General features: G+C 71.6%; 11 protein-coding genes and 1 pseudogene. 2 read left to right on the forward strand and 10 right to left on the reverse strand.

The genetic code is table 11. The features are described 5' to 3' along the window. The 3 genes and pseudogenes from E1266_RS38945 to E1266_RS26200 form a co-directional block, all read right to left on the reverse strand. Positions 1 to 319, reverse strand: a pseudogene (locus tag E1266_RS38945) (hypothetical protein); the annotation flags it as partial. A gap of 674 nt (positions 320 to 993) precedes the next feature. Beyond that, the gene (serA, locus tag E1266_RS26195; protein ID WP_132051373.1) at positions 994 to 2,583 is read right to left on the reverse strand and encodes a phosphoglycerate dehydrogenase; all 1,590 of its coding nucleotides are present in this window, start codon (positions 2,581 to 2,583) and stop codon (positions 994 to 996) included. A gap of 161 nt (positions 2,584 to 2,744) precedes the next feature. Beyond that, complete coding sequence (locus tag E1266_RS26200) at positions 2,745 to 3,383, reverse strand: hypothetical protein (protein WP_243718890.1); 639 nt, start codon at positions 3,381 to 3,383, stop codon at positions 2,745 to 2,747. Between the two features lie 576 nt (positions 3,384 to 3,959). Here E1266_RS26200 and E1266_RS26205 point away from each other — a divergent pair. Then, the gene (locus E1266_RS26205) at positions 3,960 to 4,748 is read left to right on the forward strand and encodes a hypothetical protein (protein WP_132051375.1); all 789 of its coding nucleotides are present in this window, start codon (positions 3,960 to 3,962) and stop codon (positions 4,746 to 4,748) included. A gap of 78 nt (positions 4,749 to 4,826) precedes the next feature. Here the strand turns inward: E1266_RS26205 and ilvC are convergent, their stop codons facing one another. The 4 genes from ilvC to E1266_RS26225 form a co-directional block, all read right to left on the reverse strand. Then, positions 4,827 to 5,810, reverse strand: a complete 984-nt coding sequence (ilvC, locus tag E1266_RS26210) for a ketol-acid reductoisomerase (RefSeq protein WP_132051391.1) — start codon at positions 5,808 to 5,810, stop codon at positions 4,827 to 4,829. Between the two features lie 81 nt (positions 5,811 to 5,891). Further along, the gene (gene ilvN / locus E1266_RS26215; protein WP_132051377.1) at positions 5,892 to 6,416 is read right to left on the reverse strand and encodes an acetolactate synthase small subunit; all 525 of its coding nucleotides are present in this window, start codon (positions 6,414 to 6,416) and stop codon (positions 5,892 to 5,894) included. A gap of 5 nt (positions 6,417 to 6,421) precedes the next feature. Beyond that, positions 6,422 to 8,293 (reverse strand): acetolactate synthase large subunit, encoded by a 1,872-nt coding sequence (locus E1266_RS26220; RefSeq protein ID WP_279436349.1) that lies wholly within the window; start codon positions 8,291 to 8,293, stop codon positions 6,422 to 6,424. 123 nt (positions 8,294 to 8,416) lie between these two features. Next, positions 8,417 to 11,260, reverse strand: a complete 2,844-nt coding sequence (locus tag E1266_RS26225; protein ID WP_132051381.1) for a GGDEF domain-containing phosphodiesterase — start codon at positions 11,258 to 11,260, stop codon at positions 8,417 to 8,419. 466 nt (positions 11,261 to 11,726) lie between these two features. On the opposite strand from E1266_RS26225, the gene E1266_RS26230 reads away from it, so the two are divergent. Then, positions 11,727 to 12,854, forward strand: a complete 1,128-nt coding sequence (locus E1266_RS26230) for a PQQ-dependent sugar dehydrogenase (RefSeq protein ID WP_132051383.1) — start codon at positions 11,727 to 11,729, stop codon at positions 12,852 to 12,854. Between the two features lie 42 nt (positions 12,855 to 12,896). On the opposite strand, the gene gatB is transcribed toward E1266_RS26230, so the two are convergent. The 3 genes from gatB to gatC are packed head-to-tail and all read right to left on the reverse strand — an operon-like array spanning position 12,897 to position 16,191. Next, complete coding sequence (gene gatB / locus E1266_RS26235; protein ID WP_132051393.1) at positions 12,897 to 14,381, reverse strand: Asp-tRNA(Asn)/Glu-tRNA(Gln) amidotransferase subunit GatB; 1,485 nt, start codon at positions 14,379 to 14,381, stop codon at positions 12,897 to 12,899. 14 nt (positions 14,382 to 14,395) lie between these two features. Next, the gene (gatA, locus tag E1266_RS26240; RefSeq protein WP_207945930.1) at positions 14,396 to 15,892 is read right to left on the reverse strand and encodes an Asp-tRNA(Asn)/Glu-tRNA(Gln) amidotransferase subunit GatA; all 1,497 of its coding nucleotides are present in this window, start codon (positions 15,890 to 15,892) and stop codon (positions 14,396 to 14,398) included. Continuing rightward, the gene (gatC, locus tag E1266_RS26245; RefSeq protein ID WP_132051387.1) at positions 15,892 to 16,191 is read right to left on the reverse strand and encodes an Asp-tRNA(Asn)/Glu-tRNA(Gln) amidotransferase subunit GatC; all 300 of its coding nucleotides are present in this window, start codon (positions 16,189 to 16,191) and stop codon (positions 15,892 to 15,894) included. The genes gatA and gatC overlap by 1 nt, the downstream gene beginning before the upstream one ends. Between the last annotated feature and the right edge of the window lie 60 nt (positions 16,192 to 16,251).

The raw sequence follows: 16,251 nt of genomic DNA on the forward strand, positions 1-16,251 counted from the left end.
CGGCCAGCCCCAAAGCAACGGCTTCGCCAGGCGCCCAGCGCCACCGCAGATCCGCTAGATCGGGAACGATCCCACGCGCGGCCGCCGCCACGACAGGCGACCACAGCCGCGAAGCAAGCCCCTGGAACAGGATGGACGCGGCAACGCGCCGCTCCCCCGTCCCGAGCCGCTCCTCGTACTCGACGGTCGCCCCGAACACCCATTCGTCATCCGGAAACCGCCGCCACCCCGCCCCGACGGCGGCCCCGGTAACGATTTCGAAGTAAGGCCCAAGCCCAGCGACCTCACCAAGCAGATCCGCGACACCCTCACCCACCACACCCCCAGTCTGCACAAGCCAGACCTAGGGCGCGGTGGCAGCCGTCCAAGCGTGATGCGGACCCACGGGCGCAGCGACATCGACCACCGCCGCAACCACGCAGCGACCTGAAGGTCCGCGATCGCGTCCGAAGGCAGGTTTCGAGCGAAGCAAGAAACCTGATCGCGCAGCGAGCCGCTAGGCGAGCCGAAGCGATGCAGCGATCGCACTGCACTGCCCGTTGAAGGGGGCCCCAGGGCCCGACCGCCGAGGGCAGTGCGAACTAGTCCGCTCTACGATCCAGGGCGGTCTGGAGGGCGCGGGCCGCCTCTTCCTGGGCGTCGTCTTCGGGCGTGTTGGTCCAGGTGTCGTTCATGATGGTTCGCTCCGATCGCTGGGCTGGTGCCAGAGGGCCGCCGGGATGCCGTGGTTCGCACGGTCCGGCGCGGACATCGGGCTGACGGCCAGGCAGAGCCTCCGCAGCGGGTGCCGGCCTGCCGATGTTCAGGCCCCGCTGCGGCAGCGAAGGATTACCACGAAACGCCGCATGACTACCTGCGAGATTACCCGCCATCTCGGGGGTTGTCCCGACCCGTGGCCAAGAATCTCACCATTCGAGACCGGGACGGGTGTGCGAAACGGCACGGGCGGACGCCGGAGAGCGTCCGCCCGCGCCGTTTCGCCGCTGGTGGCGGTCAGCCGTCCAGGTCCACGCGGCGGCCCATGTCGGCGCCGACCTCGCGGGAGATGGCGTCGATGAGCTGCGGGCCGATGGCGGAGTCGACGGTCAGCGCGATCAGCGCCCTGCCGCCCTTGACGTCCCGGCCGACCTGCATACTCGCGATGTTGACCTGCTCGTCGCCGAGCAGCCTGCCGACGGTCCCGACGATCCCGGGGCGGTCGACGTAGGAGAAGAACGCCATGTGCTCGGTCGGGACGAGCTCCATGTCGTAGCCGTTGATCTCGATGATCCGCTCGGCGTGCTTCGGGCCGGTGAGCGTGCCCGACACCGACACGACCGAGCCGTCCGACATCGTGCCGCGCACCTGCACGACGTTGCGCCAGTCGGGGCTGTCCTCGCTGGTGGTGAGGGTGACCTCGACGCCGCGGTCGCGGGCGAGCAGCGGCGCGTTGACGAACGTCACCGTCTCCTCGATCACGTCCACGAACACGCCCTTGAGCGCGGCGAGCTCCAGCACCTTGACGTCGTGCTCGGCGATCTCGCCGCGGACCACCACGTCCAGCCGCACGGGGACGCCGCCGGCGAGGGCGGTGAAGATGCGGCCGAGCTTCTCGGCGAGCGGCAGGCCGGGCTTGACGTCCTCGGCGACCGCGCCGCCCTGCACGTTCACCGCGTCCGGCACGAACTCGCCGGACAGCGCGAGCTTCACCGAGCGGGCGACCTGCGTGCCCGCCTTCTCCTGCGCCTCGTGGGTGCTGGCGCCGAGGTGCGGGGTGACGACGACGTTGTCGTGCTGGAACAGCGGGCTGTCGGTGCAGGGCTCGGTGCTGAACACATCGATGCCCGCCCCGGCGACCCTGCCGTCCTTGAGCGCGACCTCCAATGCCGCCTCGTCCACGATCCCGCCGCGGGCGGCGTTGACGATCCGCACGGTCGGCTTGACCTTCTGCAGCTCGCGGTCGCCGATGAGGCCGAGGGTCTCGGGCGTCTTCGGCAGGTGGACGGTGATGAAGTCGCTCTCGCGGAGCAGCTCGTCGATCGTGACGAGTTTCACGCCGAGCTGGGCGGCGCGGGCGGCCTGGACGTACGGGTCGTACGCGAGCACGTTCATGTCGAAGGCGGCGAGGCGCTGGGCGACGAGGACGCCGATACGGCCGAGGCCGAGGACGCCGACGGTCTTGCCCTGCAGCTCCACGCCGGTGTACTTTGACCGCTTCCATTCCCCCTGCTTGAGGGCGGCGTGGCCCTGGGGAACGTTCCGCGCGGTCGCGAGCAGCAGCGCGACGGCGTGCTCGGCGGCGGTGACGATGTTGGACGTCGGCGCGTTGACGACCATGACACCGGCCTTGGTGGCGGCCTCGACGTCGACGTTGTCGAGGCCGACCCCGGCGCGGGCGACGACCCGCAGCTTCCTGGCGTGCTGGAACACCTCGGCGGTGACCTTGGTGGCGCTGCGCACGATCATCGCGTCGACGTCGGCGACGGCGGGCAGCAGCAGCTCCCGGTCACTGCCGTCGACGTGGCGGACCTCGTAGTCGGCCTCCAGCACGGCGATCCCGGCCGGTGAGAGTTCTTCTGCGACGAGGACGACGGGCTTGCTCAAGGAAACGTTCCTTCGGAAGTGGATGTTCGTATGGTGTGTGCAGGTGAAGTCGCGGGTCACCTCGTCGTGCCCTCGCCCCCACGCGAGTCTATCCCTCGGTGCGGGGCGGGATTCCCGGCAGGGAGACACCCACCGATAACTCCGGTTCGTCCCCTGCCGGCTCAGGCCGCGTTCGGCTCGGGCACCGCGGCCAGGACGGACGCGACGCGCTCGGCGTCGGCGACGTGGACGTGCGGCACGTCCACGAAGACCCGCAGCGGCCCCGCCGGAAGGCCCAGCTCGTCGGAGACCCGGAGCTGGACCTCGCGGAGCGGGATGTAGGTCAGGTAGGCCCGGTGCACGTTCTGCGACCGGAACATCGCCGTCATGATCAGCCGGTAGCCGCGGATGCGGAAGGACAGCGCGGTGAGGCACGGCAGCCCGTCCGCCGGCTCACCGGGGATCGTCAGGGAGATCCACGCGCTGGTCGTCCACGGCCGGGCGCGCAGCAGGTCCACCACCCAGCGGATCTGGTCGTGGCCATGGAGGTCATGCAGCCGCGGCCAGTAGCGTCCCGGGACGTTGCGGCGGGTGCGCTCCTGCGCGCGCCGCACGAGCCGGGTGCGGTCGCCGTGCTCGTGGAGGATCGGGTCCTCCCAGCTCAGCGAGGAGATCTCGAACAGCACCGGCGGGCCCTCGATGATGGGCCCGGCGTCCTCCATGCCGGCCTCGCCGGCCGCCCACACGTGCCGCAGGACGCCGATCCACGCCTGCCCGCAGGTCTCCCAGCGCCGGACGGCCCTGTCGTCTCGCGCCGGCACGTCACGACTCCCCGCCGCAATTCGCCCGATGGCCCGCGGCGCGGAACCGGGAATTACCTGCCTGTGACATTGACCGGCGGAAGACGAATTCCGTCTCGCCTCCGGCTCGTGACACTCCGTCGTTCTTGAACAGCATCACACCACTCATGCGCTCCGCCCCAACACCGCTCCGGCGGCGGTCACATGAACGTTCGCGCAGGTTCGCCCCGCGCCGGCCGCGGCCGTCACGGCTTTCTTCAAGTATCAGGCAAAGAGCGCCGAAACGATAGGGTAATTTATCTGACAGGTGCCTTCACCGGCATTCTGACCCGTGACAGGATCACGAGTCACTTGGACAATCTGTCCAAAAGCCGTGTTTATCGGCACGGTGAGTCGGGCGGCTCTCCCGGCCGCGAGCGCTCCGGCGACGCGCCGCCCCAGCGCCTCGGCACGGACCGGTGTCGCGGGCCGGGCAGGTCGCCATGGCCGGACGGCTACATCGAACAGGCGGCGACGGAGACACACCACAGGGTTTTACTGTGTGCAACGGTCCGGAGACTTAACGTGACCGATGTTCCCGGCCGATCAGGAGTGAACGTGACCTCGGACTGCACCATCAGTGTCCTGCGCGACGTCCTGCGCGTGTACGACCACCGCTACCTGGGCCTCGACCGGCTCCAGCGGGAGCGGCTCGTGGACGGCACCCGGCATGTCATCGGCGAAGAGGGGCTGAGCGAGGACGTGCGCGCCGCGATGCCCGCGTCCGCGCGGCTCAGGGCGTTCTGCATCCAGCACGGCCTGCGCGAGGAACTGGAGCGGCTGATCCGCGACGAGGTCGAGGGCGGGCCCGGGGGCGCCGTCGTCGTCGGCGGCCGGATCTACGCGATGTACCCGTACCTGCGCGGCGTCCCCCGCCAGGACGCCGACATCACCACCGAGGTCGGCGTCGACCACCGGCTCGACTCGGTCTCCTGGCAGGGCAAGAGGATCCGCATCCGGGGCTTCGCGGCGCTGCAGCGCGTCGAGACGAACCGGACGGTCGTGGACGTCATCCTGCGGGAGCGCACGTCGGGCAAGGAGCACGGCTTCCCCGCCGACCCCCGGCACGATCGGCCCGGCGGGTTCGAGGTCCACATCGACCCGGTCGTCGTGCACCCGGGGCGCTGGGACGCCCACGTCGCGGCGACGGCGCTGGGCGTCACGCGCGAGGCCCGCTTCGGGTCCGTGCGCGCCGAGGAGCTGAAGACCTCGCCGCAGGGCCGCACCGCGGGCGCGCGGGACGCCGGGTTCTACTTCACCCGGGGCGGCCACCTCGCGCTCATCGTGCACGAGCTCCCCGGCGACACCTCGCTGCGGGCGAGGCTCCTCCGCCGCTTCAAACGCTGACCTGCGGCGCGCCCTCGCCGCACGGCGCCCGCCCGGTGACGGGTGCCCGTGCCGGCGCACCGCAGGTCGCTGAGGCGACTAGTCGTTCAGCCAGCTCATCATCGGGCGCAGCTCGCCGCCCGTCTTCTCGATGGGGTGCGCGGCCAGCTCGTCGCGGTACTGCTGGAACTGCTTCTGGCCGCCCTCGAACTCGTCCACCAGCTCCTTGGCGTACTGCCCGGACTGGATCTCGCCGAGGATCTTCTTCATCGCGGCCTTGGTCTCCGGGGTGATCACGCGCGGGCCGCGGCTGTAGCCGCCGTACTCGGCGTTGTCGGACACCGACCAGTACATCTTGTGGATGCCGCCCTCGTACATGAGGTCGACGATCAGCTTCATCTCGTGCAGGACCTCGAAGTAGGCGACCTCCGGCTGGTAGCCGGCCTCGGTCAGCACCTCGAACCCGGTCTTGATCAGCTCGGAGACGCCGCCGCACAGCACCGTCTGCTCGCCGAACAGGTCGGTCTCGGTCTCCTCGGTGAAGGTGGTCTTGATGCCGCCCGCGCGGAGGCCGCCGATGGCCTTGGCGTAGGAGAGGGCCAGCGGCCACGCGTTGCCGGTCGGGTCCTTCTCCACGGCCACGATGACCGGGACGCCGCGCCCGGCGACGTACTGGCGGCGGACGAGGTGGCCCGGGCCCTTCGGCGCCACCATCGCCACGTCCACGCCCTCCGGCGGCTGGACGAGGTCGTAGCGGATGCTGAAGCCGTGCCCGAAGAACAGCGCGTCGCCCTCGACGAGCGCGGGCTTGATGTCCTTCTCGAAGATCTCCCGGTGGTGGTGGTCCGGGGCCAGCAGCATGATCAGGTCGGCCTCCTCGGCCGCCTCCGCCGGGGTGACGACGCGCAGGCCCTCGGCCTCCGCCTTCTCGCGGCTCGCCGACCCCTCGCGGAGCCCGACCCGCACGTCGACGCCGGAGTCGCGCAGGGAGAGCGCGTGCGCGTGCCCCTGGCTGCCGTATCCGATGATCGCGACGTGCCGGCCCTGGATCACGCCCAGGTCGGCGGCGTCGTCGTAGAACATCTCAGCCACAGTGCTGTTGCCTTTCGTTGTGGTGGTTGTGTCACGCGCCCGATGGCGTGCGGTTCAGCTGCCGGGTGCCCGTCAGGCGCTGCGCTCCATGGCGCGCAGCGAGCGGTCGGTGATGGAGCGGGCGCCGCGGCCGATGGCCACCATGCCCGACTGCACCAGTTCCTTGATGCCGAACGGTTCCATGATCCGGATGAACGCGTCCAGCTTGTCGCGGTTGCCGGTCGCCTCGATGGTGACGGCGTCCGGCGCGACGTCCACCACCTTGGCACGGAAGAGCTGGACGGTCTCCAGGACCTGCGAGCGCGTCTCGGCGTCGGCGCGCACCTTGACCAGCACGAGCTCGCGCTGGACGGACGCCGAGGAGTCCAGCTCGACGATCTTCAAGACGTTCACCAGCTTGTTGAGCTGCTTGGTGACCTGCTCCAGGGGCAGGTCGGCGACGTTCACCACGATCGTCATCCGGGAGATCTCCGGGTGCTCGGTGACGCCGACCGCGAGCGACTCGATGTTGAAGCCGCGCCGGGAGAACAGCGACGCGACCCGGGCCAGGATGCCGGGCTTGTTCTCCACGAGCACCGACAGGGTGTGCAGGCTCATCGGGGTCAGTCTCCGTTCTCCCACTCGGGAGCCAAGTCCCGCGCGATCTTGATGTCGTCGTTGGTGGTGCCGGCCGCGACCATCGGCCACACCATGGCGTCCTTGTGCACGATGAAGTCGATCACGACCGGGGCGTCGTTGATCTCCATGGCCTTGGCGATGACCTCGTCGACGTCCTCGGCCTTCTCGCAGCGGAGGCCGACACAACCGTACGCCTCGGCGAGCTTGACGAAGTCGGGGATGCGCTTGGCGGCGTGCAGATTCGTGTTGGAGTAGCGCTCGTTGTAGAAGAGCGTCTGCCACTGCCGGACCATGCCGAGGTTCCCGTTGTTGATCACGGCGATCTTGACGGGGATGCCCTCGATGGCGCAGGTCGCGAGCTCCTGGTTGGTCATCTGGAAGCAGCCGTCGCCGTCGATCGCCCAGACCGTCGCGTCCGGCGCGGCGACCTTGGCGCCCATCGCCGCGGGGACGGCGTAGCCCATCGTCCCGGCGCCGCCGGAGTTCAGGAACGCGCCCGGCCGCTCGTACTTGATGAACTGCGCGGCCCACATCTGGTGCTGGCCGACGCCCGCGACGTAGTACGCGTCCGGCCCGGCGGCCTTCCCGATGCGCTCGATGACGTACTGCGGGGACAGCGAGCCGTCGTCCGGGGTGTCGTAGCCCAGCGGGTACGTGTCGCGCCAGGCGTCGAGCTGCCGCCACCAGTCGGTGTAGTCGCCCTTGCGGCCGGCCTCGTGCTCGTTCTGCACGGCGACGACGAGGTCGGCGATGACCTCCCGGGCGTCCCCGACGATCGGGACGTCGGCGTGCCGGTTCTTGGAGATCTCCGCGGGGTCGATGTCGGCGTGCACGATCTTGGCTCCGGGCGCGAACCCGTCCAGCTTGCCGGTGACGCGGTCGTCGAACCGGGCGCCGAGGGTGACCAGCAGGTCGGCCCGCTGCAGCGCGCCGACCGCGCCGACGGTGCCGTGCATGCCCGGCATGCCCATGTGCAGCGGGTGGCTGTCGGGCAGCGTCCCCTTGGCCATCAGCGTGGTGACGACGGGCGCGCCGGTCAGCTCGGCGAGCACCTTCAGCTCGGCGGACGCGCCGGCCTTCAGGACGCCGCCGCCGACGTACAGCACCGGGCGCCCGGACGAGACGATCAGCCGCGCCGCCTCGCGGACCTGCTTGCTGTGCGGCCGGGTGACGGGCCGGTACCCGGGGAGCTGCAGCGGGACGGGCCACTCGAAGTCGACCGTGGCCTGCAGTGCGTCCTTGGCGATGTCGACGAGGACGGGGCCGGGCCGGCCGGTGGAGGCGATGTGGAACGCCTCGGCGATCGTGCGGCCGATGTCGGCGGCCTTGGTGACCAGGAAGTTGTGCTTGGTGATCGGCATCGTGATGCCGGCGATGTCGGCCTCCTGGAAGCCGTCCGTCCCGATGAGGGACGACGCCACCTGCCCGGTGATGGCCACCATGGGGACCGAGTCCATGTAGGCGTCGGAGATCGCGGTGACGAGGTTCGTCGCGCCCGGCCCGCTGGTGGCCATGCACACGCCCACCCGGCCGGTCACCATCGCGTAGCCCTGGGCCGCGTGGCCGGCGCCCTGCTCGTGCCGGACGAGGATGTGGCGCAGCTTCGCGGAGTCGAAGAGCGGGTCGTAGGCCGGGAGGATCGCGCCGCCCGGGATGCCGAACACCGTGTCGACGCCGACGTTCTCCAGGGCGCGGACCAGCGCCTGGGCTCCCGTCATCTGTTCGGTCGTCATGATCTGCGTTTTCCTTGGGGAGTGGTTGGAGGCTCGCCGGGCAACAAAAAACCCCCGCCGCCGTGAGGCGGTCGAGGGGAGGCGCGCAGGACGAGGAGCTTGGTCAGCCTGCGCGCCGACCAAGTACTACGAGGATGGTGATGGTGCTCTGCACGTGCCCACTTTCGCCGATGTCCGGCCCCCGGTCAAATCCGTGGACGCTTTGTCTCATATGTCGAGACGATTTCCGGCGCCTCCCCCAACCGCTCAGCCCGGCAGCGGCAGCGCGACGTCTCCGGACGGGGCGTGCCCTTCCAGGTTGGTGCGCACCAGCGACTCGACCCGCCCGGCCGCCATCGGGCGCGCCACCAGGAAGCCCTGGCCGCGCGGGCAGCCCATCTCGCGCAGCGCCTCCAGCTGCTCGGGCCGCTCGATGCCCTCCGCGACCACGGTCAGCCCGAGGTCGCTGCCGAGCCGCACGATCGTCCGGGTGAGCAGCGTGCGGGTCTCGTCCGACCCGAGGCCCGCCACGAAGGACGGGTCGATCTTGATGACGTCGACGGGGAGCTGCCCGAGGTAGGCGAGCGAGGCGTAGCCGGTGCCGAAGTCGTCTATCGCGAGGCGCACCCCGAGGTTCCGCAGCTCGGACAGTCGCTCCACGTTCTGGCCCGCGTCCTCGACGAGGACCTCCTCGCGCACCTCCAGCGTGAGGGCCTGCGGCGGCAGCCCGGTCTCCTCCAGCGCCGCCGCGACCGACTCCACGAACCGGGGCGCGGCGATCTGCCGGGCGGTGAAGTTGACCGAGAGGCCGACGTCCCACGCGTCCCCGCGCCAGCGCGCGACCTCGCGGCACGCCTCCCGCAGCACCCAGTCGCCGAGCGGGATCATCAGGCCGGACTCCTCCGCCGGGCCGATGAACTCCTCCGGCGGGACGGCCTCGCTGCCCCGCCACCAGCGCAGCAGCGCCTCCACGCCGGTCACCCGGGACGTCGCGAGGTCCACCATCGGCTGGAACTCGATCGCGAACTCCTCCTCGGCCAGCGCCTGCTGGAGGTCGCTGCCGAGCTCCAGGCGCCGGACGACGTCCGCGTGCATGTGCGGCGCGTACACCTCGACGCGCCCGCCGCCGGCCTCTTTCGCGCGGGCCATCGCCAGGTCGCCGTTGCGGAGCAGATCGGCCGCGGTGCGGCGGAGCCGGCGGCCCGCCTCGGCGGCGTTCCCGGCGGCCGCGCCGGCGGGCTGCTCCTCGTCCCCGGCGAAGGCGATGCCGACACTCGCCGTCAGCACGATGTGCTTGTTGCCCACCTGATAAGGGTCGACCGAAAGTGCGCGCAGGAGCCGTCCCGCGAGCTCGACAGTGGCGCGCGTCTCACCGTCGTCCGGCGGCAGCTGGACGAGGACGGCGAACTCGTCACCGCCCCAGCGGGCCACCGTGTCGTCGGCGTGGACGGTCGCGCGCAGCCGCCGGGCGGCCTGCGCCAGCACCTGGTCGCCGGCCGCGTGCCCGTCGGAGTCGTTCACCGCCGTGAAGCCGTCCAGGTCGACGAACACGACCGCGACCTCGCCGCCGGACGGCTCGTGCCCCGACAGCACCTCCCGGGTGCGCTCCTCGAAGTAGGACCGGTTGGGCAGGCCCGTCAGGCCGTCGTGGAACGTCAGGTGCGCCACCTGGCGCTGCAGCGCCGCCTGCTCGCTGAGGTCCCGGGTGGTGACGAGCAGCCGCGTGGGCGCGCCGTCGGACCCGCTGTAGCGGGAGATCGTGGACTCGGTCGGCAGCCACGTCCCGTCCGCCGCGCGCACCCGGCACGACACGCGCAGCGCCTCGTCGACGGACTCCTCGTCCAGGACCTCGCGGAACACGTCCTCGACGCGCGGCAGGTCCTCCGGGTGGACGATCTCGTGCAGCGGGCGCCCGAGCAGCTCGTCGGGCTCGTAGTGGTAGGTCCGCAGGGCGCCGGCGCTGGCGTACTGGACGGTGGCGTCCACGTCGCAGATGAGCACGGCGTCGTTGATGCTCTCCGACAGCGCCCGGAAGTGCTCCTCGCCGGTCTCCACGGCGCGGCGGAGCGCGTCGTTCTCGCGGAGCAGGCCCGCCAGCCGCGCGATCAGCACCAGCGCCGCGGTGCCCGCCACGATCGAGATGCCGGGTTCGAGGCCGTTGTGCCCGGTGAGCGAGTGGCCGGCGATGAACATGGCGGCCGCGGCGGCGATCGCCGCGGGGGCGATGCCCGGCCCGAGCATGCGGCCCTGCTTCCCGCCGGTGCGGGCGACCGCGTTCGGCTCGGCCACGTCGTCGGGGATGTCGTCGACCGGCGGCGCGGGCTCGGCGGCCGGGCCCGTCCACGGCACCAGCAGCAGGAGCAGCAGCCCGGCCAGGCGCAGGATGTCGGACGGGTCGTCCGCCGGTCCGCCGCCGTCCAGCCGGACGAACGTCGTCACGATGTCGGCGGCCGCGATGGCGGTCAGCGCGCCGTACCCCATCCAGGCGAGCCGCCGGTGCCCGCGCGCGGCTCCCAGCACGAAGGGCAGCGCGCCGCAGACGAACACGATGCCGATCAGCGGGTACAGCAGCTCCAGCAGGAACTCCGGCGGCGACTCCCCCGTCCGGTGGTAGAGCGCGCCGAACAGGGCGACCCAGCCGAGCACGAAGAGGGCGCAGGCGCAGACGTAGGTGTCGGCGGCGTAGCGCAGCCACGTCCCGGCGTCCCGGGGCAGCCTGATCGGCGCGACGAGGCCGATGACGAGCGCCACCAGGGCGAGCAGGTAGAAGAGGTCGGGCACCGACAGGGACAGGGCGCTGCGGCGGTACCCGTCGATCAGGGCGGCGCCCACGGCGCCCGCGAACCACGACGCGGCGGCGATCCCGTACCAGCGCCAGGAGGCGGTCCAGACGCCGCCGGGCGCGGTGTCCGGCCGTCCGCCGCTCGGCCGCCGGGCCGACAGCAGCAGGGACACCGCGGCGGCGCCCGCGGCGCCGGCCTCGGCCCAGGTGATGAAAGTGCTGCCGCCCCAGCCGAGCAGCGAACCGGTGGCGTACAGGACGCCGACGACGGCGGCCATGGCGACCGGCAGCGCACGCGGCGGCACCCGCCTGGCGTAATCGCCGCTCATCTCGCCGTGTCCCTTCCTGCCCCGGTGGAGCGTTCGGTCCCTGCAGACGCCGCACAGCGCCAGGGGAGATTTCGGGTCCCGACCTTCGCCGGATAACGGACGGAAGATCATGGATCGTGCCCGCGCGGGGGTCGGCGCGAGCCGGTGGCGAGCGGGTCGGCCTCGCCTGCCGGAGATCAGCGACGTCGCTGCCCTACGGGATCACCGTCGCGCTCAATGTACGTTCCATAGGTCACGGAGCGATTGAGGCTGAGCGTCCTCCCGGAGACAAACGACCTTGTCGAAAACCGATTTGGGACACCCGAAAGCCGATCGTCACGGATGCGGTGCCCTGCCCCGCGTCACGGAGAGTGAGCATTATTCGGGGGCGGTGTCCGGGTGCGAATATCGCGCCGTGCAGGGAAAAGAACTCGGCCGGATTGGAACGGCCGGCGATGCGGATCCGTACTAACTACGGGAGGTGCTCATGCGAAGGCACATGATCGTCCCGGCCTCGGCCGTGGTCTCGGCCGCGCTGGTGCTCGCGGGCTGCGGGTCGCCGTCATCCGACGAGGACGGCGGGGTCGGCACGCCGCCGCCGGCGACCGCGAGCGGCACGGCCGGGACGGGCGGCGGCACGGGCGGCGGCACCGAGCCCGGCGAGCCGCGCGCCGTCGCCACCGGCCTGGAGGTCCCGTGGGCGGTGGCGTTCCTGCCGGGCGGCGACGCTCTGGTGACCGAACGCGACAGCGCCCGCCTGACGCGCGTCACCCGGTCCGGGGAGAAGAAGGCCGTCGGGGAGGTCCCCGGCGTGGAACCCGGCGGCGAGGGCGGCCTGATGGGCGTGGCCGTCTCCCCCGGGTACTCCGATGACAAGCTCATCTACCTGTACTTCACGGCGGCGTCGGACAACCGCGTCGTCCGCGCCTCCTACGACGGCGGCGAGCTCGGCTCGCTCGAACCCGTCGTCACCGGCATCCCGAAGGCCGGCAACCACAACGGCGGCCGCATCGCGTTCGGCCCGGACAAGATGCTCTACATCGCCACCGGGGACGCCGGCGACAGCGGCCTGTCCCAGGACAGGGACTCCCTCGGCGGCAAGATCCTCCGCGTGACCCCGGACGGGAAGGCCGCCCCGGGCAACCCCTTCGGCAACCGCACCTGGACGTACGGTCACCGCAACGTGCAGGGACTCGCCTGGGACGACGAGGACCGCATGTACGCCACCGAGTTCGGCCAGAACCGCTTCGACGAGATCAACCTGATCGAGCGCGGCAACAACTACGGCTGGCCCGAGGTCGAGGGCGAGGGCGACCGCGAGGGGTTCACGAACCCCCTCCTGACCTGGACGACCGACGAGGCGTCCCCGTCCGGTCTGGCATACGCCGACGGCTCCCTCTGGGCCGCCGCCCTGCGCGGCGAACGCCTCTGGCAGGTGCCCGTCGACGACGGCAAGGCGGGCCGCCCGGTCGCGCGCTTCGACTCCGGCTTCGGCCGGATCCGCGCCGTCGCGGAGGCTCCGGGCGGCTCCCTCTGGTTCGCCACCAGCAACAAGGACGGCCGCGGCGACCCGGGACCCGACGACGACCGCATCATGAACGTCCCCCTCGGCTAGCCGTACCGCCCACCGGGGCCGGCCGAGGGGAACGGCGGTGCGTCAGGAGGCGCCGAGCTTCTCCAGGATGAGCTCGCGGGCGCGGCCGGCGTCGGCCTGCCCCCGGGTGGCCTTCATGACGGCGCCGACGAGGGCGCCGGCGGCGGCGACCTTCCCGGCGCGGATCTTGTCGGCCACGTCGGCGTTGTCGGCGATGACCTGGTCGATCACCGCGGACAGCTCGCCGTCGTCGCTGACGACCTTGAGCCCGCGGGCGGCGACGACCTCGTCCGGGCCGCCCTCGCCCGCGAGGACGCCCTCGAACACCTTGCGGGCCAGCTTGTCGTTCAGCTCGCCGGCGGCGATCATCGCCTGGACGCGGGCGACCTGCTCGGGCGTGATCGGCAGCTCGTCCAGCTCCACGCCCTGCTCGGTGGCGCGGCGGGACAGCTCGTTCATCCACCACTTGCGGGCGGCGGCGGCGTCCGAGCCGTGCGCGATCGTCGCCTCGATGAGGTCGACGGCGCCGGCGTTGACGACGTCCCGCAGCTCCAGGTCGGAGAGGTTCCACTCCTGCTGGATGCGGCGCCGCCGCGCGGCCGGGAGCTCGGGCAGCGACGCGCGGATCTCCGCGACCCACTCCCTGGACGGCGCCATCGGCACCAGGTCGGGCTCGGGGAAGTAGCGGTAGTCCTGCGCCTCCTCCTTGCTCCGGCCGCTGGTGGTGCGGCCCGTGTCCTCGTGGAAGTGGCGGGTCTCCTGGATCACGCGGCCGCCGTCCGAGAGCACGCCCGCCTGCCGCTCGATCTCCGACCGGACGGCCCGCTCCACCGACCGGAGCGAGTTGACGTTCTTGGTCTCGGTCCGGGTGCCCCACTCGGCCGCGCCCCGCGGCATGAGCGAGACGTTGACGTCGCAGCGCATCGAGCCCTGCTCCATGCGCACGTCCGAGACGCCGAGGGAGCGGACCAGCTCGCGCAGTTCGGTCGCGTAGGCGCGGGCGACGAGCGGCGCCTTCTCACCCGTCGCGACGATCGGCTTGGTGACGATCTCGACCAGCGGGATCCCGGCCCGGTTGTAGTCGACCAGCGAGAACTCGGCGCCGTGGATGCGGCCGGTCGAGCCGCCGACGTGCAGCGACTTGCCGGTGTCCTCCTCCATGTGGACGCGCTCGATCTCGATCCGGTACGTCTCGCCCTCGACCTCGACGTCCAGGTGCCCGTCGACGCAGAGCGGCTCGTCGTACTGCGAGATCTGATAGTTCTTCGGCATGTCCGGATAGAAGTAGTTCTTCCGGGCGAACCTGCACCATTCGACGATGTCGCAGTTCAGCGCCAGGCCGATCTTGATGATGCCCTCGATCGCGGCGCGGTTGGTGACCGGCAGCGACCCCGGCAGCCCCAGGCACACCGGGCACACCTGCGTGTTCGGCTCCGCGCCGAACCCGGTCGCGCAGCCGCAGAACATCTTCGACGCGGTGCCGAGCTCGATGTGCGTCTCGATCCCGAGCACCGGCTCGTACTTCGCGAGCGCCTCGTCGTAGTCCATCAGCGTCGGAGTGGTCACTTCGCCTCCACCAGTGCGGGGGCCTGCGCCAGCAGCGGGCCGCCCCAGCGGTCTTCGAGGGCCCGCTCGACGGCGGCGCCGACGCGGTACACGCGGTCGTCGCCGAGCACGGGCGCCATGATCTGCAGGCCGGCCGGCAGGCCGTCGGCGAGGCCGCACGGCACGGAGATCGCGGCGTTGCCGGTGAGGTTGGCCGGGATCGTGCACAGGTCGGCCAGGTACATCGCGATCGGGTCGTCGGCGCGCTCGCCGATCGGGAACGCGGTCGTCGGGGTGGTCGGCGACACCAGCACGTCGACCTGCTCGAACGCGGCCTCGAAGTCGCGCTTGATCAGCGTGCGGACCTGCTGGGCCTTGCCGTAGTAGGCGTCGTAGTAGCCCGACGACAGGGCGTAGGTGCCGAGCATGATGCGCCGCTTGACCTCGGGCCCGAAGCCCTCGGCGCGGGTCAGCGCCATGACCTCCTCGGCGCTGCGGGTGCCGTCGTCGCCGACGCGCAGGCCGTACCGCATCGCGTCGAAGCGGGCGAGGTTGGACGAGCACTCCGACGGGGCGATCAGGTAGTACGCGGGCAGCGCGTAGGTGAAGTTCGGGCAGGACACCTCGACGACCTTCGCGCCGAGCGACTCCAGCAGCTCGACCGCCTCGTTGAAGCGCGCCGACACGCCCGGTTCGTAGCCCTCCCCCGCGAACTCCTTGACGACGCCGACGCGGAGCCCGTCGACGTCGGCGCGGCGCGCGGCCTCCACGACCGGCGGGACGGGCTCGGGCACCGACGTCGCGTCCATCGGGTCGTGGCCGCTGAACGCCTCGTGCAGCAGCGCCGCGTCCAGCACGTTGCGGGCGAAGGGGCCGGGCGTGTCCAGCGACGACGCGAACGCGATCACGCCGTACCGGGACGACCCGCCGTAGGTGGGCTTCATGCCGACGATGCCGGTGACCGCCGCGGGCTGCCGGATCGAGCCGCCCGTGTCGGTGCCGGTGGACAGCGGCGCCTCGAACGCGGCCACCGCCGCGGACGAGCCGCCCGACGACCCGCCCGGGATCCGGTCCAGGTCCCAGGGGTTGCGCGACGTGCCGTAGGCGCTGTTCTCCGTGGACGAGCCCATCGCGAACTCGTCCATGTTCGTCTTGCCGAGGATCACCAGCCCGGCCTGGCGGAGGCGGGCCGTGACCGTCGCGTCGTACGGCGGCCGCCACCCCTCCAGGATCTTGGATCCCGCCGTGGTCGGCATGTCGGTCGTGGTGAACACGTCCTTGTGCGCGATGGGGACGCCGGCCAGGGGGCCGAGCTCCTCCCCCGCCGCGCGCCGCTCGTCGACCCTGCGGGCCTGCGCCAGCGTCGCCTCGCGGTCGACGTGGAGGAACGCATTCACCTTGCCGTCCACGGCCGCGATGCGGTCCAGGTGCGCCTCGGCGACCTCGACCGCGGAGACCTCACCGGCGGCGAGCAGCTCGCCGAGCTCCGCCGCCCCCTTCCCGACCAGCTCCATCAGGCCTCCTCGTCCAGGATCCGCGGGACGCGGAAGCGCTGCTCCTCGGTCGCGGGCGCGCCCGCGAGGGCCTGCTCGGGCGCGAGGGACTCGCGCACCTCGTCGGCCCGGTAGACGTTGGTCAGCGGCAGCGCGTGCGAGGTCGGCGGGATGTCCTCCGCGGCGACCTCCTGCACCCGCGCGACCGCGGAGATGATCTGGTCGAGCTGGGCGGCGAGATGGTCGAGCTCATCGTCGCCGAGCGCCAGCCGGGACAGCCGGGCGAGGTGCGAGACCTCATCACGGGTGATGGCGGACATGAGAAAACCGTTCCTGCGGATCGATGGGATTCGCCGCCCATCCTATGGCCCGCACCCCTC

The organism is Actinomadura sp. 7K534 (assembly GCF_004348575.1).
GTDB classification, from domain to species: Bacteria; Actinomycetota; Actinomycetes; order Streptosporangiales; family Streptosporangiaceae; genus Spirillospora; species Spirillospora livida.

Excerpts from the sequence above, each read along its gene's own strand:
- ilvC (WP_132051391.1), bottom strand. The coding sequence starts at position 5,810 with ATGTTCTACGACGACGCCGCCGACCTGGGCGTGATCCAGGGCCGGCAC.
- ilvN (WP_132051377.1), bottom strand. The coding sequence starts at position 6,416 with ATGAGCCTGCACACCCTGTCGGTGCTCGTGGAGAACAAGCCCGGCATC.
- E1266_RS26225 (WP_132051381.1), bottom strand. The coding sequence starts at position 11,260 with ATGAGCGGCGATTACGCCAGGCGGGTGCCGCCGCGTGCGCTGCCGGTC.
- E1266_RS26230 (WP_132051383.1), top strand. The coding sequence starts at position 11,727 with ATGCGAAGGCACATGATCGTCCCGGCCTCGGCCGTGGTCTCGGCCGCG.
- gatB (WP_132051393.1), bottom strand. The coding sequence starts at position 14,381 with ATGGACTACGACGAGGCGCTCGCGAAGTACGAGCCGGTGCTCGGGATC.
- gatA (WP_207945930.1), bottom strand. The coding sequence starts at position 15,892 with ATGGAGCTGGTCGGGAAGGGGGCGGCGGAGCTCGGCGAGCTGCTCGCC.
- gatC (WP_132051387.1), bottom strand. The coding sequence starts at position 16,191 with ATGTCCGCCATCACCCGTGATGAGGTCTCGCACCTCGCCCGGCTGTCC.